Below are 24,118 nucleotides of genomic sequence, written 5' to 3'. Positions count from 1 at the left end.
GGATAAGTAACCAAGTACACTCAGCACTTGTCTACATTCTTTGATCAGCTTCTTCTAAAGGTCTGCCTTTGGGTGTTGGTAAAATTGGACGACGGTCATCGTAAGGCATAGGAATGTACTGTACGGTTGGCCGTCCTCCCTGTGGTTGGGGATACAAATCCATCAAATCGTAAATGGAACGGGGTAGTCCGACTGTGACAGGCAACCCCATTTCTGTGGCTTCTTCCACTGTGATGGGATAATCGTGAGTCACGCGTCCGGTTGTTAAGGCATCGATAATTGGTTCAATATTTTCTGGTTCAACTTTTTGTTTAGGGATATTATCTTTCAATAAAGTCCGCACAAAGCGTTGTACTTGTTGAATGGCTTTCTCTGACAAGTCTGCCATGATCAAAGTTTGATCATCAATTTCACCGATGGGTTTATCTTTAACTACTTTTAAAATGCTGGCGGCGGGGAAGTTACCTAATTGGGGATCAACTGGCCCCAAAACAGCGTTAGCATCCATCACAATTTCATCAGCGGCTAAGGCCAGCATTGTCCCACCACTCATGGCATAGTGTGGGACAAAAACTGTGACTTTAGAAGGATGACGAATTAATGCTCTAGCTATTTGTTCGGTTGCGAGTACTAAACCGCCGGGAGTGTGCAGAATTAAATCAATCGGAACATCTGGAGGCGTGAGGCGAATTGCCCGCAGAATTTGTTCTGAGTCTTCAATGGTGATGTAGCGGGAGATGGGAATGCCTAGTAAGCTGATAGATTCTTGACGGTGGATGAGCAAAATCACCCGACTTTTGCGTTCTTGTTGGAATTCTTGCAAGCTGCGAATACGCCGATATTCTACTTGGCGTTTTTGCCAGATGGGTTGTAGAGAAGAAAGCAGCAGAAAAATCCAGAATAAATCACCAATACCGAATCCCATAGGTTTGATTGTCCAAAAATAACAGTTCTTGTGATTAATTGTGACAATCTTTGAGCGATCGCAAGTCTATCTAGGGGTTTATCTCACGTTACATATTAAATCAACTCATCAGGATTCACACCCAATTGGCGTAATCGTTCGGCTAATTTTTCTGCTTTCTGTTCAGCAATTATCGCCCGTTCATTCGCCGCAGCAACTTCTTCGGTAGGTTCGGGTATCAATTCACCTTCTAGGGTGAACCAGCGTAACCATAATCTTTCAATATCTCGAAATGTGCCTTGCCATACACCTAAACTTAAATTTAACTCCGGCATTAGTACGCGTCCGTTAGTTAAATTTATTGGTTCATAATGACCACCAACTAACCCAAATGCTTGGAGTTCATTGGTATAACGACTAAACACAATATAGTAAGGAATCCGCAAAATTTTTTCATAAACTTCCCATTTACTCGGTGGTTTATCTTCTGCTTTTTCGCTGGTTCCTAAGTCTTCCGCTTCTGTACCGGGTGATAATAATTCCACAATCACAAAAGGATTTGCTGGCTCTTGCCAAGTGACATAACTTAATCGCAAATCTTCACCTTTGTAGAGTTTTTTAACTCCGACAACACCAAACCAATCTGGGCGTTTATACCATAAAGGATGCTGCAAATCATAATAAAGATTCAAGTCAGCAGCACTATAAACCAACTCTGGATTCCAATTAATTGGTTGAAAAGTTAAGTATAAAAGTAACGGTTGCAAAAAATGAAAATCGTCTGGCAAACCTGGTTCCTCTGGATTATCGCTGGGTAAATCATACATTGTTGGCAGCGTTTCCCAAGGTGGACGCGGCGGATCAGATTGTGGGATGTAGTTAGGATATGTAGTCATATTGAAAGATAATCTATCAAGGAAAAATTCTATAAATATCTTTACGATGGGCAACTCGTTGACAAATTATTGTTTGTGCCTCTTTGTCAACAGAAATTCCTATTCTATAATCACCTACGCGAATTTTATATTTATTGTCGTAGCCTTTCATTTTTTGCAAATAGCCTAACTCAAAAGGATTTTCTGATTCTAGTTCTTGAAAGATAATTGGTTCAATCCGAGCTTGTATATCTTGTGGTAAATCTGCCAATTCTTTTAAAAACTTTTTAGTATATTCAACTGTCCACATTCTTTTGCTTTAACGATTGGTAATATTTCCACGCTTCATCTTTAGAGAGACGTTCCTCATCTTCTGTCTCAGCCATTAGCTTAATCAAGCCATAATTTTCTAAGATTTCTTCAATTTTTTCAAAGTCAGCTATGGAAATTTGTACAGCAACAGGTTGCTGATTTTCATCCATGACATAATTTTTGGTTATTTCTAGCATTTTACTAACATCAGACTGATTGTTAACTAGTTCTATTTACTATTGTGACGCTGTTATTCGACAACAGTGAAAGTAATAATTGCTCTGTTTAATAGTTCTCGGTGCTGTTTATGCTCAAACCATCATAAAACTTGTTTAAGCCTTGTAATTAACGCGATGTTTATATTTGAAACCCCTTTCCAAACCTCTCCCCGCAGCGGAGAGAGGCTTTAATTCTTGCTCCCCTTCCCTTGTAGGGAAGGGGTTGGGGGTTAGGTTTGAGATAAAGTTGCACACGGCGTTAATTAGCAAAATATTTCTTGTTTGTTGGTATAAAAAAATTTTCTTAATTGCTTACAAGTAACTATAACTGCCTAACTGACTTGGGGAATACTGAAATTAAGTACAATTTAGGGTGTATGAAAAATGCCAGAATCTAAAGTCAGTGCTAGACTTTCCCCAGCAGACCGGGAGGCGGTAATGCAAGCAATTACGACCATCAAAGAAAAGTTACCGTTCTTAGTAGATTTGTCAACGGAGGAGCGTAAATCTTTACCGAAGCTGGGAGATAAGAGTCGCGCATTTGTGAGTAAGGCGTTGGAAATAGCTGCACAAAATCCCGACTTCTTACCGCGTTCTTTTGACTTAGATGAAATGCGCCGCGACATTGAATTATTTGAAGCTTTGTATCCGATTTTGCTGTCGTTGACACAACTGCAAGAACTGATAGATGATACATCCGTAGCTGTGGGTAGTGAAGCTTATGCTGCGGGGTTGCTAGTTTATAACTATGCCAAAGCTAGTGGTAAAGGCGCTGGTTTAGAGACAATGGTTGATGATTTAGGACGAAGATTTGCGCGGAAAACTAAAAAAGTCCAGCCACAAGCTTTGTAAGTTGAGAAATTAACTCGACATTTGAGCTTCTGAGCCTGGATGGTTTAGTTTAAAGTGAAAAACTCCGAGTTCAAAGCTAAAATTTTGCTGTTGTAAGTGAGAACGTTCTTGTTTGAAACGAGAACGTTTTTGTTTTAAGTAAGAATGTTTCTGTTTCAAATGAGAACTTTTTTGTTTTAAGTGAGAATGTTCTTGGTTGAAACGAGAGCATTGCGGTTAAAAGTGAGAACGTTTTCGTTTCAAGTTAAAATTTTTGTGTTTGGAACCAGACTTTTGAGGGTTAACGAGCAATAAGTTTCAGTTCAGAATAACGCTAACGACTAGCTTGCTCTTGGATCTTCACTAGGAAGATGTAAGCCAGCATTAACCCAAAAACTCCGCGCACTCCTAATAGAGTCATCTTCGGGATAGCGTTCATCGTTTATATCAAGTCGCTTACAGGTTGCCCTACCAACGGGGGTAACTCCGATCATTGTCTTACCATCTGCTGACCAAAAGAAATGCTCTGACCAAATTTGCTGGCGAGGATTAAATAGAGGTACTACTGCGTTAGTCTCTGAGTCATATCCGGCGACAAAGTTGTAGCGACGCTCATTACAACGACGACAAGCCAAGGCTAGGTTATTAAGTTCATCAGAACCGCCAATAGATTTTGGTATTAAATGGTCTACTGTAAATCTTGTTGTAGAAATGCGTTCTGGAGAATGGCAATACTCGCACAGATAATTGGCACGTTTTCGGACAATTACTTTAGTAGCATCATCAATCATTGTTTTGAGCTACTAACATCGCATTGATATGAGTAAAAATTCTATCTAGTTCTCCGATTTCTTCAAGTTCGATTACTTCTTCTGGAGTTAGTAAGTCAGCTTTTTTGCGTTCTAACAGTTCTTCCATTCGTGCTTGTAGTTGATCGTTAAATTTGAACAGGTAAAACTTATCCAGCTTTTCTATTCTGATACTACCAATCAATGATGAAGGTCTAGCGATTACAGTTGTCATAGCCAGGGCAATATGAGTTATCGATATGTGCTTTTATTTTAGTGTTTTAATAGCTATTAACTAGTTCATATTAGGGTTAAACTGCGCGCACTTAGATTATATATTTACCGTTTTGACGCTGTTATTGTACAACTGGCTGCATAGCCAAGAATTAAGTCTTTCTAAATCCGCAATGGGTAATGCTGACTGAGTAGTTATCTTGGATGTATTAGTTCTGACACCTGAATCTTTTAATGAATCCGCAAAATAAGCCCAAGAGTTTACAGGATATTCTCAAACAACGTCAGCAGTCAGGGTTTGTTGGTCGAGAGGAACAAGTTAATCTATTTCGCAAAAATCTAGAATTACCCTTAGAAGACTCCCGTCGCCACTTTTTATTTAATGTTTGGGGTCAAGGGGGAGTTGGTAAAACTACACTGCTGCGTCAGTTTCGCCAAATTGTAGAAGGGGCAAAAATTATCCCGGCTTACGTTGATGAGGGTGAAAAAAGTATCCCGGAAGTTATGGGGCGTTTGGCGGAAGACTTAGAACAGCAAGGTCATAAGCTGGGACAATTTACGGAACGCTACAAAGTTTATCGTCAGAAGCGTCAGGAATTAGAAACCGACCCCGAAGCACCGCAAGGTTTCTCGGCTTTTGTCGGGAAAACTGTCGCTAAAGCAGGAATGGGGATGGCTAAACAAGTTCCCGGTTCTGGTGCGGTGTTTGGCTTGATAAATGAAGATGCTGTGGTGACTCAAGCCGGGGAATGGACAGCTTATGTAGCGAAAAAATTAGCAAATAAAGACGAAGTTCGCTTAGTCCAAGAACCTGTGGAGGTGCTGACTCCTTTATTTTTAGAAGATATTTCTAAAATTGCTCAAAAGTCTGGTCTTGGGTTGTTCTTTGATACCTATGAACGCAGCGAGGAATTTCTCGATAGCTGGCTGCGGGAAGTTTTAGATGGTCGCTATGGTGAAGTACCTCTCAATATATTGATGATTATTGCTGGTCGGCAAGAATTAGATAAAAACCATTGGGCATTTTATGAGGGGTTAATGGTTCGTTTCCCTTTAGAACCATTTACAGAAGCAGAAGCCCAACAATATCTCACCCGCAAAGGAATTACTAACAGTCGAGTTATTGAAGTAATTTTACGCCTTTCGGGAAAATTACCTTTACTAGTCGCCACCTTAGCGGCGGAAACTCCCAGTGACCCCACTCAAGTAGGCGATCCTAGCGGTACAGCAGTAGAACGCTTTTTAAAATGGATTGATGATCCCAAGCGGCGACAATTAGCTGTAGATGCTGCGCTTCCTCTGTGTTTAAATCGGGATGTGTTGGCTAAATTGCGAGGAGAAGAAGAGGCGGATAGTTTATTTAGCTGGCTGAAAGAAATGCCATTTATTGACGAACGCACTGATGGTTGGGCTTATCATGATGTCGTCAAAACTCAAATGCTTCGCCACAAGCGCCTTGTATCTCCGCAAAGCTGGGCTGATTTGCATGGCAAGTTAGCAGATTATTACGACACCTTGCGGAATAATTTACACCTGGAAGAAGACAAAAAACAGCGTGATCCTGTTTGGCAAAATTACACCCTCAATGTTTTGTATCACGGTTTATGTCAGTCACCACAGAGGAGTTTACCTGCTGCTTTAAATGAATTTCTCGCTGCGCTGAAAAATAAACGCGCTTTTGCTGAACGCTGGGCGGAAAGAATGATACAAGCAGGTCAAGATACGGGTGTAGATGAAATTCAGCGTTGGGGTGAACAATTAGCCAATGGTTTAAAAGCTTATGAGGAAAAACAGTATGAAGTTGCTGCTGAAATGTTCACAGCATTGTTGAGTAATTCCTGTCTTGAAATCAAGTGGCGTGCAGTAGCTTTATATCGACGTGGTGATATTTATGCTCAATCGAACCAATACTTAAAAGCTTTAGGAGATCTGACTGAAGCTATAAATTTAGCTCCAAATGAACCTGAAGGTTTATCATACCGAGGCAAAACTTACCGATTAATGGAGCAATATCAAGAAGCACTGCAAGATTTCGACCGTGCTATTGAACTTAATCCTAAATCTGACTGGGCAATCACAGCTAGAGGTGAAACTTACCGATTAATAGAGCGATATCAAGAAGCATTACAAGATTTCGACCGTGCTATTGAACTTAATCCCAAATACCATTGGGCGATCGCACGTCGCGGTCGAACTTACCAATCAATGGAGTGTTATCAAGAAGCATTGCAAGATTTCGACCGTGCTATTGAACTTAATCCCAAATACCATTGGGCGATCGCTAGTCGAGGTGTAACTTACCGCTTAATGGAGCGTTATCCCGAAGCACTGCAAGATTTTGACCGCGCCATTGAACTTAATCCTAAATCTGACTGGGCGATCGCTAGTCGAGGTGTAACTTACCGCTTAATGGAGCGTTATCCCGAAGCACTGCAAGATTTCGACCGTGCTATTGAACTTAATCTTAAGCTTGACTGGGCGATCGCTAGTCGAGGTGTAACTTACCGCTTAATGGAGCGTTATCCCGAAGCACTGCAAGATTTCGACCGTGCTATTGAACTTAATCCTAAGCTTGACTGGGCGATCGCTAGTCGAGGTGTAACTTACCGCTTAATGGAGCGTTATCCCGAAGCACTGCAAGATTTCGACCGTGCTATTGAACTTAATCCTAAGCTTGACTGGGCGATCGCTAGTCGAGGTGTAACTTACCGCTTAATGGAGCGTTATCCCGAAGCACTGCAAGATTTCGACCGTGCTACTGAACTTGACCCCAAATATGATTGGGTGATGGCACATCGAGGTTTCACTTATTGTTTAATCCGGCGTTATCAGAAAGCACTGTTAGATTTTAATCTCGCTATAAATTTAGATATTGATAATGATAAGTATTTATATATGCGCGCCTTAGTATATCAGGCTCTTCAGCAAACATATCAAGCAAAAACTGACCTAGCACTTGCCATAAAGCTTGCTAAACAAAGCTACGAAAAGGATACTAGAAACTGGCGTAATACTTTTAATTTAGCTATCTACTATTTAGCAGCCGAAGACTCAAAATCAGCAGAAAATTTGTATGATTATGCGCTATCTCAAAGTGCTTCCTTGCATATTAAACTCGAAGCAATTCAAGACCTAAAAGACTTTTTAACAATTTTCCCTAATCATGTGCAAGCCCAATCTATGCGTGAGTTATTACAATCTGCTTTGAAGGTTTAAAGTGATACAGTACTGGTGACAGATTTGAGAGAACCGATGAGTAAATGCTTAATTAACTCTCTGCTGAGAAATCGCAGTTGAGTTGATTGGCTGCGGGGGGCTTTATCTAAATCTTCGTCACGCAGATATTGTTTTTGCTTTCATCTCAACACCCAGACACTCATTCTCTACTCCTTATTTTCAAGCTAGTTAACAGCCTTTTGCCGTATTCAGTCATCCAATTCATATTGACTTTTATTCCCAAAAGTTCTAGATTCATTTGTTGAGATAGTTGAAATTAATTGTCAAAAATACTGCAAATAGTTCCTAATGGGGAGTTAGAAATGACTGTAAGTAAAAGGGGCGTATTGGGTGCTGGTGCTGCATTTGCGGCGCTGACAGGTTTGGTTGTTGGCAGTTTTGGGGTGATGCAGACAAAAAATGCTAATGCTAACTCCATTCTTAATCAACAAGCGCCACACTTACTTGCCCAAGCTAGAAGACTAAATAGTTTAACAGTAATTTTTCCCAGTCGTTCTGACTCTACAGACTTGCAAACTAAAGCCAACGCTGTCGCCCGCTTTCTCTCTAACGAGTTAAAGATTCCCGTCAAAGCGCAGATTGGTGATGATACGGCGGCGGTGGAAGCTTTGAGAGCAAATCGTGCTGATGTAGCTTTTCTTAGCAGTCGTCCGGCGTTGAAGGCTGAACAATTGGCAAATGCAAAGTTGTATCTCGCAGAAGTTCGTGACAATTACTCTGGTAGATACACTTATAATTCCATATTTGTTGTTCCCAATAATAGCCCACTAAAAACCAGAAATACGGCTCAAGCAACCCTAGGACAACTACGGGGTAAGCGGATGGCGTTTACTTCCCCAACTTCTGGTTCAGGGTTCGTTTTCCCGGTGAGTGAGTTAGTAAAACAAGGATTTGTCCCCAACCGCGATCGCCTCGATGGTTTCTTCGGTCAAGTTGCTTACGGTGGTAATTACAGCAAAGCGTTGCAAGCTGTAGTGCGTGGTCAAGCTGATGTCGCGGTTGTTTCTGAGTATGCGATGTTCCCTCCGTACATCACCGCCCAAGAAAAAAGCCAGTTAAGAATATTACATAAAATATCCGGTGTTCCCGCCCACGGTATCGCCATTGATGATGATGTCCCAGTTCAAGACAGAGAAAGATTAATCAACGCTCTACTCAAGTTAAATCAGTCACAAAATAATCAACTATTACGTAACCTGTATAATTCCACCGAATTGGTGAGAGTTGATCATAACCGTCACTTGTCGCCAGTTCGCACCGCCCTTTCTCGCATTGGAATTGCACCATAAATTCAGTAAAACAAATCAAAAGATCCCCGACTTCTTTAAGAAGTCGGGGATCTAAAGCCATTAATAGGATTTCGAGGTATAGGATGGGTAATTTTGTAATTGAATGCCATAACCTAGAGACAGCTTATGCTGCTTCTTTGAACCGTCCTATCCTGAATGACGTTAGTTGTCAGATTAAACAGGGCGAGTTTGTGGTTTTACTGGGACTCAACGGTGCGGGTAAATCTACATTATTGCGATCGCTTGTAGGATTAGTCCCCTTCACCAAGGGAGAAATTTACATCAACGGTTTGACAATGAATCCCCGCACATTACCCCAAATTCGCCGCAATGTGGGGATGTTATTTCAGGGAGGCGGATTAATTCGGCAGTTGTCAGCCATTGATAATGTATTGTGTGGCAGACTGGGCGTAAGGAAAACTTGGCAGACATTATTTGGTTTCCCCCAACGCGATCGCCTTTTAGCAATGGATTTACTTGCACAGTTGGGTTTAAAAGAACAGGCTTATCAAAAAACTAGTCAACTCAGTGGTGGACAGCAACAACGTGTAGCGATCGCCCGTGCATTAATTCAATCACCGCAGATACTCTTAGCTGATGAACCAATTACAGGTTTGGATGTTGTCGCCTGTCAACAGGTAATGGAAACCTTATCAGAATTGCACCAGCAAAGTATGACGATTGTGACAGTGTTGCACGATTTAGGTATAGCTGCACAATACGGTCAACGTGCGATCGTTTTAGAAGCCGGACGCATTGTTTACGACGGACTTTGTGAAAACTTGCAAGCCCAATTTGTCAAATGTTAAATTCAAAAACTCTTCGCCGTTATCCTTGGATCAGTCCCTTACTGATCCTGTTAATTATTGTTGTAGTTTATACATGGGCTTTGCGAGGTATCAAAGTTGATTTTGAATTACTAACATCTAGCTGGCCTTACATCACCGATTTTGTCTCTCGCCTATTTCCCCCTGATACCACGGTTATAGATATAGCAATTAAAGCACTCATAGAAACAGTGCAGATGTCTTTGTGGGGAACCACCATCGGAGCAATTTTATCTTTACCCATTGCTGTCGCTAGTGCTAGTAATGTTGCGCCTCGTTGGTTGCAATGGTTAGCCAACTTACTGCAAAACGCAGTCCGTTCTGTTCCTTCCATTATTTTAGGGTTGATTTTCGTCGCCGCCACTGGCTTAGGCGCACCCGCCGGAACTTTAGCTTTAGCAATTTACACCATTGGTTATCTAGCAAAGTTCTACCAACAAGCCATTGAAGCCGTCAACGCCAAATCTTTAGAATCTTTGCAAGTGATGGGTGCATCAAGATTTCAGATTATGCAGTACGGCATTTTACCCCAAGTCTTACCCTTGGGTTTAGGTTACACCTTATGGATGTTTGAGTATAATATCCGCGCAGCTTCCGTGTTGGGTGTAGTTGGTGCTGGTGGAATTGGTTTTCAATTAAAGAGTTACATTGATGGTTTTGAATACAATAAAGCCACAACTATGATGTTAGTGCTGTTGGTAGTTGTAACTGTAATTGATACTTTTAGTAGTAAATTGCGTCAGCGTCTAGATTCGATGTAGTCGTACTTATCAAACTGTTGATTTATGATCAAGGTTAAAACAGAGGAATTTAGTGAATGCAAACCTTCACAGACATTGGTACATTGATTGTTCGTACACCTGGAACACTTGGTGGCCGTCCTCACATAGCAGAAACCAGAATATCTGTACAAAGGGTTGCAGCTTGGTACAAAATGGGGCTGAATGCTGAGGAAATAGTTGAAAGAATGGGAAACTTGACTTTAGTGCAAGTATATGCAGCATTGACTTATTATCATGCTAATCGAGCAGAAATTGAAGCGTACCTCACGGCTGAAAAGTCCAGTTATGAACAACTAGCAGCATCGATGAATCAATCATTATGAGCAAAATACGGTTGTTCATAGATGAGGATGCAATGGATCATCGATTTGTCGCATCATTAAAAGCAAGGGGTGTAGATGTGACAACCGTTGGAGAATTAAGTAGAACTGGTTTGAGTGATGAAGAACAGTTAGCTATCTCAACTGAACAGCAGCGTGTATTTTATACATTTAATGTTGGTGATTTCTGCCAGTTGCATAGTCTTTACATGACAGAAAACAGAAATCATTCAGGTATTATTATTTCGATGCAAGACTATTCAGTAGGCGAGCAGATGCGGCGAGTTTTGAAGTTGATGACAACTAAATCTGCTGAAGATATGGAGAATCAGCTAGTCTTTTTAAGCGCCTATCCTGAATAGTAATCTAAATAGCTACTCAATAACATATTAAAAAACCCAGCTATAACTCCTGCATCTACCTTGCAAAAGTTGTAGCCAAGTTTTTAGGGAACACACTAATCTTTTAACTTTATAATTTTCTCATTAAATTACAGAATTTTTTACAGAAACTTCATTGAAATTAGAGATTTTTATTGGTAATAATTCTGAGTTATCAGTTTGCTTATCTTCCTGCTTTTCAGCAAAGTGCTTGTCCATTAGTGAAGCAACTTGCTTTGTTTGAATGCGGCTGTAGCGGGTTTTATCTGGCATAACTACATTAGGGCCTGCTTTGCAGTTTTTCATGCAGCCTGTACCTTTGATAGTAACTTGGTCTTCTAGGCCGCGATCGCTCAATGCTGCCTCAAATGCCTGACAAACTTCTTTCCCGCCACGTTTCCAACAGTCTGACTTTTGACACATTAAAATTGTCTGCTTCGTCTTAGCTGGTTTGACTTGAGCCACATTACTAGCTGGTGGTTCCTGTAATGCTGTGCTGGTTGCAACTCTGCCTAAATCAGAACGTGCAGCCATCACCCGTTCTGCTTTTAGGGTATACTCACTCTTTTTTTCGTCGTATTTTTTCGTACCAACAACTTGCAGCCAAGTACCTTTGGGTAAACGCAAATCAAAAGCAGCCCTTAAGGGTTTAGCCAGCTTTACATAGCATTCACCTTCAGAAGTTTCTAATTTCAAGCCTTTTAGCTTATAACCATCTTTAATAACAAAATCTATAAATCTGCCTTCCAAACAAAATTCCGTAATTTCTTGACTGTAGATTATACCCATCTTCTTTGCCCTATTTTTTACTGAATAATTTTGTTCTAATCACGTAATAACTTGCAGACATCTGTCCTTGCTTATTACTTTCAGTAGCGGCTTTGCCAGCTATTCTCAAGAATCTGAATTAGTTCTGGACGGCAGGCGAGAAATCGTTGCATCACACACCAAAATTGAACCATTGCCAAAGGATTAGCAATTTCAACTTGCAACGGCTGGTTAGTCTCACAGCAACAGGGAATATCTAACTCATTTAAACGTTGATAGACTTGCCAGCGGTCTGCCCAATTAACTTCAACTACGTACTTCTGGTCTATTTCTGAACCGGAACTAAACGATTTCAAGAGACGAACCCTCAAAAGTGCGACAAATTTGCAGTAACTAGTTTGCTTTCGCTCCTCGATTCTGACGAATCTTAGGATTACAGCTTCTTTAAATAAGGATAACCTAAGTGCGAACAATTCTCAGTTATTCTCTAATGGAAATATGAAAATTTCTCATTAATTTTGGGTTAAACACAAGCTCAACCGCTTATGTCATCAAGCTTTGACCTGATTTTAATTTTGCAAAAATTTTTTAAATTTTTTTCAGCTTAATTTTCAGGTAACTAGTATTGTGGATGAGAATGACTGTCTGCACTTAGTTTCTATCAATGTCATCGATACACCACCATCTTTCGGCTGGTATGAGTACTGGTAATGAAGAATAGTCTTATTTAACCTAGTTGTTCTACTGAAAATGTAAAGCAGAATTAGTCTCAAACCCTTTTGAATCCTGCCTCCTAGCGCCTGACTTCTGTCTTTTTACTGATGTCTCCCTTGTTTTCGCTGATGCGCGATTTTTCTACTTGGTAATTTCTACTATTAGTAAATATTTCTACAATCTCAAGATATACGCCTAATGAAGTAGGCGCAGATTAACTCGATAAAAAGCAAAAATTTGCAATTATAGCCACAAAAAAATTTAGAAATTTATGATATTCTTTGAACTTGCTTTTATTTTTAGAATGTTAATATGTAAAAACTAAGCAGTTAAAAACTGTAACTGCAAAAAAGCGAGGAGAACTATGTCTGATACACAAACTTTGTTACAAAATTTCGGTCAGGTTTATGACAATCCTGTATTGTTAGACCGTAGTGTTACTGCTCCAGTTACAGAAGGACTCAACGTTTTATTAGCTAGTTTTCAGGCGTTATACTTGCAATACCAAAAACATCATTTTGTTGTAGAAGGTGCAGAATTTTACTCATTACATGAGTTTTTCAACAGTAGTTACAATGAAGTACAAGATCACGTTCATGAAATTGGCGAAAGACTTAATGGTTTAGGTGGTGTACCCGCTGCTTCTTTTAGCAAATTGGCAGAACTAACCTGTTTTGAGCAAGAGTCTGATGGCGTATATTCTTCGCGCAAAATGGTAGAAAATGACCTAGCCGCCGAACAAGCAATTATTAATGTAATTCGTCGTCAAGCTGCTCAGGCTGAGAGTTTGGGCGACCGTGGGACACGCTATTTATACGAAAAAATTCTGTTAAAGACTGAAGAACGAGCTTATCATTTAGCTCATTTCTTAGCCAAAGACAGTTTAACCTTGGGTTTTGTACAACCTGCTCAAAACTAGAAATCTCATTATCTAGTCTATTCTTTATACTGCTGCGGCAAAATCTGACAGCACAGAACATTAAGAAAAGGTAAAAAATGACAGAGAAGTAGTCAGTATCTCTGTCATTTTTTATTTAGATATGCCAAAAATTACCAGATGAAATTATTATTTAGTTAGATATTAAAAATTATTAGCAATTAAGTAAATGATAAATATTTTTATTTAAGAAATATTTCATAACTTGTTGAAGAGTAATATAAGTTGGAAACTCATATTTAAATTATGAGATTTAGCAGCAACTTAAATAAAAATTCTTGGCAAATAATTGAGAGTTTGGGTTTTGAGAATTAATTAAAACTGTAAACACAAAAAAATCTGGATACTGAGTTAGTAAAGACGAGTCAGGCACATGAGATAGTAAATAGAGATATATTCGTCAATAGTCATTCGTCGATAGTAATTTGTTGTTTGTTCATCTTTCACTACACATCTGCTACCCTACTACCTTTTCTCTGGCTGCGGCGATCGCACCTGGAAAACTTGATAATAAACAACATGACTGAGGGCAAACACCCTTAAAATAATCAGGATTTGTATTTTCGTACTCCAACCCCAAGACTATGCCCCGCCGTCAAGACCTCAAAAAAATACTGCTGTTAGGCTCTGGCCCAATTGTAATTGGACAGGCTTGTGAGTTTGACTACTCTGGAACCCAAGCCTGTAAAGCGTTGCGAGAAGAAGGCTATGAAGTGGTGTTAGTCAATTCCAATCCTGCCACAATTATGACTGACCCAGAAACGGCCGATCGCACTTACATTGAGCCGTTAACACCAGAATTAGTTGCTAAAGTTATCGCCAAAGAACGTCCAGATGCTTTACTCCCGACAATGGGGGGACAAACCGCCCTCAACCTCGCCGTTGCTTTAGCTAAAAACGGTGTTCTCGATCAATATAATGTGGAATTAATTGGTGCAAAGTTAGCAGCGATCGAAAAAGCGGAAGACCGCAAACTATTTAATGAAGCAATGGCCAAGATAGGCGTGCATGTCTGTCCTAGTGGTACAGCTTCATCTTTAGAAGAATCCAAAGCGATCGCCCGCAAAATTGGTAGTTATCCCCTCATTATCCGTCCTGCCTTTACAATGGGGGGAACTGGTGGTGGTATTGCCTACAACCAAGAAGAATTTGAAGAAATGGCGCAAGTGGGGATTGATGCGAGTCCTGTATCGCAAATTCTCATTGACCAATCTCTCCTCGGTTGGAAAGAATATGAATTAGAAGTAATGCGCGATTTAGCAGATAACGTGGTGATTATCTGTTCTATCGAAAACCTCGACCCGATGGGGATTCACACAGGGGACTCCATCACCGTTGCACCCGCTCAAACCCTCACCGACAAAGAATATCAGCGGTTGCGGGATATGTCCATTAAAATCATCCGCGAGATTGGGGTAGAAACTGGCGGTTCTAATATTCAGTTCGCTGTTAATCCGGTGACTGGGGATGTTGTGGTAATTGAAATGAACCCCCGTGTATCTCGCAGTTCAGCCTTGGCCTCTAAAGCTACAGGGTTCCCGATAGCTAAGATGGCGGCGAAATTAGCCGTGGGCTACACCTTAGATGAAATTAACAACGACATCACCAAAAAAACCCCCGCCTCCTTTGAACCAACAATTGACTATGTAGTTACCAAAATTCCCCGCTTCGCCTTTGAAAAATTCCCCGGTTCGGAACCAGTGCTAACTACACAGATGAAATCTGTCGGGGAAGCAATGGCGATTGGGCGGACATTCAACGAATCCTTCCAAAAGGCGCTGCGTTCTTTAGAAACCGGACGCGCGGGTTGGGGTTGTGATAAAGCCGAAAAATTACCCAGTGGCGAACAAATCCGCGCCTTATTGCGGACACCGAATCCCGATCGCATTTTTGCTGTGCGTCACGCTATGCAACTAGGTCTCACCAATGAGGAAATCTATGAACTCACAGGGATTGACCCTTGGTTTTTAGATAAAATGCAGCAGTTGTTGGAGACAGAAAAATTTATCAAGCGCACACCGTTAAAGCAGTTGACGAAAGAGCAACTATATGCAGTAAAACGGGAAGGATTTAGCGATCGCCAAATTGCTTTCGCCACCAAAACCACAGAAGATGAAGTTCGCGCCTATCGTCAAGAATTGGGAATTGTACCAGCTTACAAAACTGTTGATACCTGCGCGGCTGAGTTTGAGGCGTTTACTCCTTACTATTATTCCACCTACGAAGAAGAAACCGAAGTTTTACCCTCAGATAAACCCAAAGTGATGATTTTGGGTGGTGGGCCGAACCGTATCGGTCAAGGAATTGAGTTTGACTATTGTTGCTGTCACGCTTCCTACGCTTTAAAAGGTGCAGGCTATGAAACTATCATGGTCAACTCCAACCCAGAGACAGTTTCTACAGACTACGATACTAGCGATCGCCTCTACTTTGAACCATTAACTAAAGAAGATGTTCTCAACATCATCGAAGCCGAAAACCCAGTCGGAATCATCGTCCAATTCGGCGGACAAACCCCATTAAAGTTAGCACTACCTCTGCAACAAGCACTTAGCGAACATCCCTCAGCACTCAGCACTAAAATCTGGGGTACATCCCCAGATTCTATTGACTCCGCCGAAGACAGGGAACGGTTTGAGCAAATTCTCAAGCAATTAAATATTGCTCAACCACCAAACGGGATTGCGCGGAGTTATGAAGATGCGCTGATTGTGGCTAGACGCATTGGTTATCCAGTCGTGGTGCGTCCTAGTTATGTGTTAGGTGGACGCGCAATGGAAATTGTCTACTCAGATACAGAACTGGAACGCTACATGACCTTTGCGGTACAGGTAGAACCAGAACATCCGATTTTAATTGATAAGTTCTTAGAAAATGCGATCGAAGTGGATGTAGATGCGATCGCTGATCATAATGGACGAGTGGTGATTGGTGGCATCATGGAACATATCGAACAAGCCGGAATTCACTCTGGCGACTCCGCTTGTTCTTTACCATCAATTTCTCTCCCTCCCGCAGTTCTTAATCAAATCAGAACTTGGACTGTCCAACTGGCGCAAGCATTGTCAGTAGTCGGGCTAATGAATATTCAGTTTGCGGTGGTGGGTGTTAGCTCATACTCTCCCCAAGTTTACATTCTCGAAGCTAACCCCCGCGCTTCCCGGACTGTACCTTTTGTTTCTAAAGCTACAGGTGTGCAATTGGCGAAGTTGGCATCCTTAATTATGTCGGGTAAAACTCTTGAGGAATTAGGCTTTACTGAGGAAGTCATACCCTCACATATTGCCGTGAAAGAAGCAGTTCTACCGTTTAATAAATTCCCAGGTACAGATACAATATTAGGCCCGGAGATGCGCTCAACTGGTGAGGTGATGGGCATAGATAGCGACTTTGGCCGCGCCTTTGCCAAGGCAGAATTAGCTGCTGGTGAGCGTTTACCCCTCAATGGTACTGTATTTGTCTCCATGAGTGATCGCGACAAAGCCGCGGCCGTTCCTGTTGTCAAGGAATTTATTGACTTAGGCTTTACCGTCATGGCGACCTTCGGTACACGCCAGGCGCTTCAAGAAAATGGATTAAAGGTTGAATTGGTGCTGAAACTTCACGAAGGTCGTCCCCACGTCCTTGACGCGATTAAAAACCAGAAGATTCAACTAATTATCAACACACCGTCCGGCGAAGAAGCGCAAACTGATGCCAGACTCATCCGTCGCACAGCCTTAGCTTACAAAATCCCCATTATCACTACCATTGCTGGGGCTAAGGCTACCGTTGCTGCTATCCGTTCTCTGCAAAATACTACTTTGGACGTAAAAGCTCTCCAAGATTATTCTCTGAGGCGTTAGTCGTAACTCTGCCCGGCGTGGCACTGAATTTGACTGGAGTATGAAGGGTGTGGAGGAAGTTTAAAGATTTCGCTTGTCTCCTACCCTTTTTTTATGAATCTGCTTAAAGCAGTATTTACAAGGAAAATTAAGTAATTATTATAGAAGAAACATTATAGTTACTATTGCGATATTTTAACAAATATGAGTAAACTAATTTTTCTCTCTGCGAATATTTATTAACTAACCTAGAGCGATCGCTCTCAGCCACATCAAGTAATTATACTTACGCCAAAAAGTTGATTTGTCGGAGTTTCAGCCCTCACACCAGAGCCAAAGCAAACAAATGACTTTTATCTACCCCTTAACCATAGTCTATAGTTCTCATTCTGGTTTGATGAGCAACAAAGGTTTATTCACTACTGTGGTTAACCTATCACAACCATTCTCAATTCCAATCATTTTTCGGCTGTGGGGCTTTTCAATATTTCTCATAAATGTTACAATTTTTAATAAAGATTAAAGAGAAAAGGTGTTGTTCTAGCTACCTTTATCTATCCGTAGATACTTGTACAAACTCAGGAAAAACTGTAACCTCTAGCAGTTAAGAGCGTAATTTTTGATTAATAAAAGCAACCGACACCAACGGACGCGTAAATCGTAAACCTAATATGTGTTTCCAGTCAAACTGGGCAGCACCCAAACAAACATCTATTTATTAGTTATCTACTAGTTGAATGACTCAAGCAATCAACCCAACAACACCAATGAGTAGCGCCATGAAGACCGCTCCGACAGCTACAGACCTCGTGCGGACTTACCTGCGTGAGATCGGCCGTGTACCACTGTTAACTCATGAAGAAGAGATTCGTTATGGCAAACAAGTACAGCGTTCAACCGCTTTACAAGAAGTCAGAGAATCCTTAGCTAGTCAGTTGGGGCGTGAACCGACTTTAGAAGAGTGGGCAAAAGAGTCGAAACTAGACATAGCCGATTTGAACGAAGCGATCGCATATGGTGAAATTGCTAAACGAAGAATGGTTGAAGCCAATTTGCGCTTAGTAGTATCTGTAGCTAAGAAGTATATCAAGCGTAACGTTGATTTACTTGACCTGATCCAAGAAGGCAGCATTGGAATGCAGCGCGGCGTAGAAAAATTCGACCCCACCAAAGGTTATCGATTTTCTACTTATGCTTACTGGTGGATTCGCCAAGCAATTACGCGAGCGATCGCCGAAAAAGCCCGCACCATTCGCCTACCCATTCATATCACAGAAAAACTCAATAAAATCAAAAAAGCCCAGCGTCAGTTATCGCAAAAACTCGGACGCGCTCCCTCTGTAGGAGAATTGGCAACAGAACTAGACCTAACTCCCAAACAAGTCAGAGAGTATCTCGAAAAAGCCCGTTTACCTCTTTCCTTAGATTTGCGCTTGGGAGATAACTATGACACCGAACTCGGAGAAATGCTAGAAGACCCAGGCGCTTCTCCCGAAGAGTTTGTCATGCAAACCTCTCTTTCATCTGATTTAGAGCGAGTCATGGAAGAACTCACCCCCCAGCAGCGAGAAGTAATCACCTTACGCTTTGGGTTAATTGATGGTCAAGCTTTAACCCTGGCCAGAATTGGTGAAATCTTAAATATCAGCCGTGAACGAGTTCGCCAAATCGAACGGGAAGCTTTAAACAAACTCCGCAAATCCAAAGCTGCGATGAATGAGTATTTGGCGAGTTAGTCAATTGTCAATTGTCATTAGTAGTTCACAAATGACTAATGACCCATGACAAATGACCATTAGGCGAGAAAATACTCTGGTTTTGGTACGGTTACACCGACTTCCAAGCGAGAATGTGCTTGTTAAATTATTTAACAGGAACACCAAAAAGGCAGCTAGGTTAAATAAACGACAGGCACTTATTATCTCAGTTGTAAACATAGCAGCCAGCAACGGTACTACAGGAGGTAAAACGTGAGTAACCAATCCAATCGAGTGTCAGAATTTTTTAATAGCGACGCATCGGAAACCAGCAACTTTCTGTGGCAGTATGTTAAATCATTAAGTCCTGAAACAGTTAGCCAGTTATCTCAACCAACATCTCCCGAAGTTTTCCAAGTGATGGAACGCAACATTGTGGGTTTGTTAGGTAACTTACCACCCGAACACTTCAATATGACTATTACCACCAGTCGGGAGAGCCTTGGCCGTTTGCTGGCTTCCGCAATGATTAGTGGTTATTTCCTACGTAACGCTGAACAACGTATGGACTTTGACATAGCATTACAAGGTACGGAAACCAATCATCAAGACATTGAAGAGTAATGGCAAATTGTTGAGTTTATCTCAGCCGATGTGCAGAACTCAGATTAGTTTCCTGCGGAATCCTGACAACCTACCTTACCTAAATTCTCAATCCCTGTAATGCGTTAGCGACATCTTCAATACAGCCACTAATCGCTAACGCAATGAGGATTTGATCAATGCTAATCTCAATAGATTTCTAATAGTAGATTAATTAAAAAGCCATCAAATCATAACTTGTTACTTTGTACGGCATCTGCGACAATATTGAATAAATTAAAGTAATTTCGACTATCAATCTAAAAAACTCGGCAGACTAATTTAGTGTCTGCCGAGTTTTTTGATCAGTCACCTATCATTCTCATAAAACTATGACTGAAATTAGTTCTATTCCCCATAAAATTATTGGTGTCGCTGTTATTTGGAACGACCAGCAGCAAATTTTAATTGATCGCCGTCGTCCACAAGGTGCAATGGGTGGTTTGTGGGAATTCCCTGGTGGCAAAATTGAGCCAGGAGAAACAATTGAAGAGTGTATCCGACGGGAAATAGCCGAAGAACTGGGTATAGAAATTGCAGTGAAAGACCATCTCATCACCATTGACCATACTTATACCCATTTGCGCGTGACTTTAACCGTGCATCACTGTCACTTCCTCGCAGGTATTCCCCAACCGTTAGAATGTGATGAAATTCGCTGGGTAAGCCTAGATGAACTGGAAAATTACGCTTTTCCCCAAGCTAACGGTCAAATTATCGCTGCCTTGAAAAGTGCTGAGTATAAAGTGTTGAGTGCTGAGTAAAGCTGTCTTTTGACTATCCAGCATTATGGTCTGGGATTCATCATCGCTGAATAACTGCGATCGCTAATGATTAATCAAGATTGTTCACAAGTAACAATGTATTAACTCAATTCAGTTCATGGCGGCAATTTTCTACAATAATGCCAGGGACTATAAAAAATGGTGTCTGCAAGCAAATGTCTAAAACTGTTGCCGACGTAATGAGCCGTGACCCGATTGTTGTGCGGGCGGAAACTCCTCTGAAGGAAGCCATTCAAATTTTGGCAGAGAAACGCATCAGTGGGCTACCTGTGGTGGATGATGTCGGTCAATTGGTGGGGATTATCTCCGAAACAGATTTGATGTGGCAAGAAACTGGCGTAACTCCACCTGCTTACATCATGTTTTTGGATAGTGTCATCTATTTAAAAAATCCTGCTACTTACGATCGCGATTTACATAAAGCATTAGGGCAAACTGTTGGAGAAGTTATGAGCAAAAATGCTGTAACAATTTCTCCCAACAAAACATTAAAAGAAGCAGCACAAATGATGCACGATCGCAATGTGCATCGCTTACCTGTATTAGATACTGAAGGTCAAGTAGTTGGCATTCTTACCCGTGGTGATGTGATTCGGGCAATGGCAGCAAGTTGATAGTCATTAGTCATTAGTCCTTTGTCATTAGTTAGGAGTTTCTTGACTATTGACTATGGACATTTGACTATTAACTATGGACTATTTTTTAAAACATCTTTGAAATTAGGATTATTAAATGAGTATTACTCCTGAGTCGGTAAGACAAATGCTCAGTTCTGAGGATTTGGGCGATCGCTTGCGTGCTGTCAATCAAATCCGTGACTTAGAACCTGTGATTGGTTTGGAACTAGTGCAGATTGCTATAGGCGATAGCAACTCTAGAGTGCGGTACTCAGCAGTGAGTCAAATGGATACACTCGGTACACAAGATTTGCAATTATCTTTGGATATTTTACGCGATCGCTTGCTCAATGACCCCGAAGCTGACGTGCAAGCCGCCGCCGCCGACTGTTTAGGTGCGCTAAAACTACACGATGCGTTTGCAGATTTAGAGCAGCTTTACCACTCTACTGGTGAGTGGTTAGTTCAATTCAGCATTATTGCCACATTAGGCGAGTTAGGTGATCCGCGTTCTTTTAAATTACTCAAAGAAGCACTTTCATCCGAAAACGAATTAGTGCAAACTGCTGCTATCAGTTCCTTTGGAGACTTAGGAAATATGGAAGCAATTCCTTTATTAGCTCCATATTCTACCAATCCCGACTGGCAAATGCGCTATAGAGTTGTCCAAGCTTTAGCACGGTTAGGTGGCGCAGAAGCAAAATCTATATTAGAAACTTTGGTAAATGATGAAGTTGAAGCAGTCGCCCTAGAAGCGCAGAAATCGTTACAGACTGTTTAGTTATTCCTCAATATAGTAGATCGCACCTGGTAAAAATGGTGCGATCATCTACTGCAAACACTACATTAAAAGACCAACGCCATACTAATACTACTCTTGAAGTGATGAGTGAGATAGTTAATCAGCAGGCCAATTGCACTCAAAATCTACTAACTCAGTGATGACTACGGTAGCCTCCAAATTTTGATGGTTTTGTCCATACTCCCACGGGCTAGAGTTTTGCCATCTGGGCTGATGGCAACAGAACTAAACCCGTCAGAATAAGATGTGAGTGTGCGGATTTCTCTCCCTGTTGCGAGATTCCAAACTTTGATAGTTTGGTCTCCACTAGCACTGGCCAGGGTTTTGCCATCTGCACTAATTGCCACAGAACTAACCCCATCTGTATGCCCTTCCAGGGTGCGGATTTCCTTTCCTGTTAAGAGATTCCACACTTTGATGGTTTTGTCACTACTAGCACTGACAAGGGTGTTGCCATCTGGGCTGATGGACACAGAACTCACACCATCTGTATGCCCTTCCAGGGTGCGGATTTCCTTCCCTATTGCCAGATTCCACACTTTGATGGTTTTGTCACGACTAGCACTGACAAGGGTGTTGCCATCTGAGCTGATGGACACAGAACTCACACCATCTGTATGCCCTTCCAGGGTGCGGATTTCCTTTCCTGTTGCCAGATTCCACACTTTGATGGTTTTGTCACGACTAGCACTGACAAGGGTGTTGCCATCTGGGCTGATGGACACAGAACTCACACCATCTGTATGCCCTTCCAGGGTGCGGATTTCCTTTCCTGTTAAGAGATTCCACACTTTGATGGTTTTGTCACGACTAGCACTGACAAGGGTGTTGCCATCTGGGCTGATGGACACAGAACTCACACCATCTGTATGCCCTTCCAGGGTGCGGATTTCCTTTCCTGTTGCCAGATTCCACACTTTGATGGTGTTGTCACGACTAGCACTAACAAGGGTTTTACCATCTGGGCTAAAGACGACGAAACGAACTGACTTCACATGACCTGTGAGAGTTCCTCTTAAGAACATTTCGCTAGTTTTACCAGTTAATTCACGGCTAATTAAAGCTATTGAATTAGTCGGAAATAAGCCATAACGAACATAACCATATATTTGAAGTCCTACTAAGGTAATAGCAACACCCAGCACCAAGTGTTTTGCCAACTTAATATGTTGTCTCGATTGCTGTGATGATACTTCTGGATTTACTGGTGACTCTACTAATTTTTCTTTTGTGAGTACTTGATCCTGAAAAGATGCTATGGCTGGTGACGATGATGGTGAAAATGAAACTAGTTGTTGATGTATTGGTAATTGTGTTGGTGGGAAGTTTGCAAAGTCTTGCTGGATGTGAGTTACAGAAGGCTGTGGTGGATTTAAATCCTTTAATAATTCTTCTACGGACTCATAACGGTGATGAGATTCTTCTTGCAATAATTTATCTAGCATCTGCCCAAATTCTTGACTCACCCCTTGTCGCAAATGATCTCTCCAACTAAAAACCCACCCATAACCTTGTCGTTTCCATAACTCCCAAGGGTGGGTTCCACTCAACAGGTGAAAGCAAGTTGCACCAACACTATATAAATCACTGGAGGGTAAAGCTTCGCCACCTTGCATTTGTTCCATAGGTGCATAACCAAAAGAACCAATTTGGGTTCCTGCTTGCGTCACTGCTGTTGCGGTCAGTTGCTTGGATGCACCAAAGTCAATCAGTACTAACTTGCCATTACTGTGGCGAATAATATTCTCTGGCTTAATATCGCGGTGAATAACTTTTTGTTGATGAACTGTTTTGAGAATATCTAATAAATCCAGCAATAATTCCCTAGCTTTATCTTCAGTGAAATGTCCTTGCTGTTGTAATTCTTTTAATAAATTCTGTCCTTCAATAAATTCCTGTACCAAGTACAGGCGTTTATCTTCATTAAAATACGCTAACAGTGTGGGTATTTGCGGATGTTTGCCTAACTGTTGCAGTCGCTTTGCTTCTTGTTCAAATAGTTCTGTGGCTTTTTTGAGTGCGCCTGTTCCCTGGACTTGCGGTGCAAATTGCTTGATGACGCAAGACTCATTAAGTTTGTCGATATCTTCTGCTAGATAAGTTTTACCAAATCCCCCGCCACCGATTGATTGAATTGGACGGTAGCGGTTTCTCAAAGCGATTAATGGCGCACCACAGCTAGAGCAGTACTCTACGCCATCAAAATGGGGTGGGTTGTGGCAAGCTGGATCTAGGCAGCAGGTCATAACTGTGCATCTGTCTGGAGGTGTAGTTATTATCGCTTAAGCATGGACTAATCTGAGTAGTTACCGCAAAATAATTAATATATTGAGTG

General features: G+C 41.5%; 23 protein-coding genes. 14 read left to right on the top strand and 9 right to left on the bottom strand.

Annotated features, from left to right (window positions below):
* Window positions 1-31 precede the first annotated feature (31 nt).
* The 4 genes from AC504W_RS19505 to AC504W_RS19490 form a co-directional block, all read right to left on the bottom strand.
* Complete coding sequence (locus AC504W_RS19505) at window positions 32-925, bottom strand: SDH family Clp fold serine proteinase (protein WP_494873892.1); 894 nt, start codon at window positions 923-925, stop codon at window positions 32-34.
* Window positions 926-1,020: 95 nt separating this feature from the next.
* Entirely contained in the window at window positions 1,021-1,800 is a 780-nt protein-coding gene (locus AC504W_RS19500; RefSeq protein ID WP_494873891.1) for a Uma2 family endonuclease, read from the bottom strand.
* 16 nt (window positions 1,801-1,816) lie between these two features.
* The gene (locus AC504W_RS19495; protein ID WP_494873890.1) at window positions 1,817-2,089 is read right to left on the bottom strand and encodes a type II toxin-antitoxin system RelE family toxin; all 273 of its coding nucleotides are present in this window, start codon (window positions 2,087-2,089) and stop codon (window positions 1,817-1,819) included.
* The gene (locus AC504W_RS19490; RefSeq protein ID WP_494879389.1) at window positions 2,076-2,288 is read right to left on the bottom strand and encodes a RelB antitoxin-like protein; all 213 of its coding nucleotides are present in this window, start codon (window positions 2,286-2,288) and stop codon (window positions 2,076-2,078) included. The genes AC504W_RS19495 and AC504W_RS19490 overlap by 14 nt, the downstream gene beginning before the upstream one ends.
* Before the next feature lie 405 nt (window positions 2,289-2,693).
* On the opposite strand from AC504W_RS19490, the gene AC504W_RS19485 reads away from it, so the two are divergent.
* Window positions 2,694-3,161 carry a hypothetical protein gene (locus AC504W_RS19485; RefSeq protein ID WP_494873888.1) on the top strand — a complete coding sequence of 156 codons (468 nt, stop codon included), beginning with the start codon at window positions 2,694-2,696 and terminating at the stop codon, window positions 3,159-3,161.
* A gap of 320 nt (window positions 3,162-3,481) precedes the next feature.
* Here the strand turns inward: AC504W_RS19485 and AC504W_RS19480 are convergent, their stop codons facing one another.
* Together AC504W_RS19480 and AC504W_RS19475 are read right to left on the bottom strand one after the other, a co-directional pair.
* Entirely contained in the window at window positions 3,482-3,931 is a 450-nt protein-coding gene (locus AC504W_RS19480; protein ID WP_494873887.1) for an HNH endonuclease, read from the bottom strand.
* Window positions 3,924-4,163, bottom strand: a complete 240-nt coding sequence (locus AC504W_RS19475) for a hypothetical protein (protein ID WP_494873886.1) — start codon at window positions 4,161-4,163, stop codon at window positions 3,924-3,926. Before AC504W_RS19475 ends, AC504W_RS19480 begins: the two co-directional genes overlap by 8 nt.
* A 233-nt stretch (window positions 4,164-4,396) precedes the next feature.
* Here AC504W_RS19475 and AC504W_RS19470 point away from each other — a divergent pair, with 233 nt between their 5' ends.
* From AC504W_RS19470 to AC504W_RS19445, 6 genes are all read left to right on the top strand, one after another.
* Complete coding sequence (locus AC504W_RS19470; protein ID WP_494873885.1) at window positions 4,397-7,378, top strand: tetratricopeptide repeat protein; 2,982 nt, start codon at window positions 4,397-4,399, stop codon at window positions 7,376-7,378.
* 323 nt (window positions 7,379-7,701) lie between these two features.
* Entirely contained in the window at window positions 7,702-8,688 is a 987-nt protein-coding gene (locus AC504W_RS19465; RefSeq protein ID WP_494873884.1) for a phosphate/phosphite/phosphonate ABC transporter substrate-binding protein, read from the top strand.
* Window positions 8,689-8,771: 83 nt separating this feature from the next.
* A complete protein-coding gene (locus AC504W_RS19460) occupies window positions 8,772-9,497 on the top strand; it encodes a phosphonate ABC transporter ATP-binding protein (protein ID WP_494873883.1) in 726 nt (241 codons plus the stop codon).
* The gene (gene phnE / locus AC504W_RS19455) at window positions 9,491-10,276 is read left to right on the top strand and encodes a phosphonate ABC transporter, permease protein PhnE (protein WP_494873882.1); all 786 of its coding nucleotides are present in this window, start codon (window positions 9,491-9,493) and stop codon (window positions 10,274-10,276) included. Before AC504W_RS19460 ends, phnE begins: the two co-directional genes overlap by 7 nt.
* A gap of 56 nt (window positions 10,277-10,332) precedes the next feature.
* Window positions 10,333-10,620, top strand: a complete 288-nt coding sequence (locus AC504W_RS19450; protein ID WP_494873881.1) for a DUF433 domain-containing protein — start codon at window positions 10,333-10,335, stop codon at window positions 10,618-10,620.
* Complete coding sequence (locus tag AC504W_RS19445) at window positions 10,617-10,979, top strand: DUF5615 family PIN-like protein (protein ID WP_494873880.1); 363 nt, start codon at window positions 10,617-10,619, stop codon at window positions 10,977-10,979. Before AC504W_RS19450 ends, AC504W_RS19445 begins: the two co-directional genes overlap by 4 nt.
* Window positions 10,980-11,102: 123 nt before the next feature.
* Here AC504W_RS19445 and AC504W_RS19440 read toward each other — a convergent pair whose 3' ends face one another.
* Together AC504W_RS19440 and AC504W_RS19435 are read right to left on the bottom strand one after the other, a co-directional pair.
* The gene (locus tag AC504W_RS19440; protein ID WP_494873879.1) at window positions 11,103-11,786 is read right to left on the bottom strand and encodes a (2Fe-2S) ferredoxin domain-containing protein; all 684 of its coding nucleotides are present in this window, start codon (window positions 11,784-11,786) and stop codon (window positions 11,103-11,105) included.
* A gap of 80 nt (window positions 11,787-11,866) precedes the next feature.
* A complete protein-coding gene (locus AC504W_RS19435; RefSeq protein WP_096579060.1) occupies window positions 11,867-12,121 on the bottom strand; it encodes an Asr1405/Asl0597 family protein in 255 nt (84 codons plus the stop codon).
* Between the two features lie 722 nt (window positions 12,122-12,843).
* On the opposite strand from AC504W_RS19435, the gene dpsA reads away from it, so the two are divergent.
* From dpsA to nblB, 7 genes are all read left to right on the top strand, one after another.
* A complete protein-coding gene (dpsA, locus tag AC504W_RS19430; RefSeq protein WP_494873878.1) occupies window positions 12,844-13,398 on the top strand; it encodes a DNA starvation/stress protection protein DpsA in 555 nt (184 codons plus the stop codon).
* A 602-nt stretch (window positions 13,399-14,000) separates the two neighbouring features.
* A complete protein-coding gene (gene carB / locus AC504W_RS19425) occupies window positions 14,001-17,261 on the top strand; it encodes a carbamoyl-phosphate synthase large subunit (protein ID WP_494873877.1) in 3,261 nt (1,086 codons plus the stop codon).
* 758 nt (window positions 17,262-18,019) lie between these two features.
* A complete protein-coding gene (locus tag AC504W_RS19420; protein WP_494878704.1) occupies window positions 18,020-18,976 on the top strand; it encodes an RNA polymerase sigma factor, RpoD/SigA family in 957 nt (318 codons plus the stop codon).
* Between the two features lie 234 nt (window positions 18,977-19,210).
* Window positions 19,211-19,561 (top strand): DUF760 domain-containing protein, encoded by a 351-nt coding sequence (locus tag AC504W_RS19415; RefSeq protein WP_494873876.1) that lies wholly within the window; start codon window positions 19,211-19,213, stop codon window positions 19,559-19,561.
* Between the two features lie 350 nt (window positions 19,562-19,911).
* Window positions 19,912-20,343 carry an 8-oxo-dGTP diphosphatase MutT gene (mutT, locus tag AC504W_RS19410; protein WP_494873875.1) on the top strand — a complete coding sequence of 144 codons (432 nt, stop codon included), beginning with the start codon at window positions 19,912-19,914 and terminating at the stop codon, window positions 20,341-20,343.
* 176 nt (window positions 20,344-20,519) lie between these two features.
* Window positions 20,520-20,978: a CBS domain-containing protein gene (locus AC504W_RS19405; RefSeq protein WP_494873874.1), complete on the top strand. Its 459-nt coding sequence runs from the start codon at window positions 20,520-20,522 to the stop codon at window positions 20,976-20,978.
* A 118-nt stretch (window positions 20,979-21,096) separates the two neighbouring features.
* The gene (gene nblB / locus AC504W_RS19400; protein WP_494873872.1) at window positions 21,097-21,762 is read left to right on the top strand and encodes a phycobilisome degradation protein NblB; all 666 of its coding nucleotides are present in this window, start codon (window positions 21,097-21,099) and stop codon (window positions 21,760-21,762) included.
* A gap of 164 nt (window positions 21,763-21,926) precedes the next feature.
* Here nblB and AC504W_RS19395 read toward each other — a convergent pair whose 3' ends face one another.
* Window positions 21,927-24,029 (bottom strand): protein kinase domain-containing protein, encoded by a 2,103-nt coding sequence (locus AC504W_RS19395; RefSeq protein ID WP_494873871.1) that lies wholly within the window; start codon window positions 24,027-24,029, stop codon window positions 21,927-21,929.
* Window positions 24,030-24,118 lie beyond the last annotated feature (89 nt).

The sequence above is a fragment of the Nostoc sp. C96 genome (genome assembly GCF_059384975.1).
Note: the sequence above shows the minus strand (reverse complement) of the source record. Positions and strands in the feature narration are given on the sequence as shown.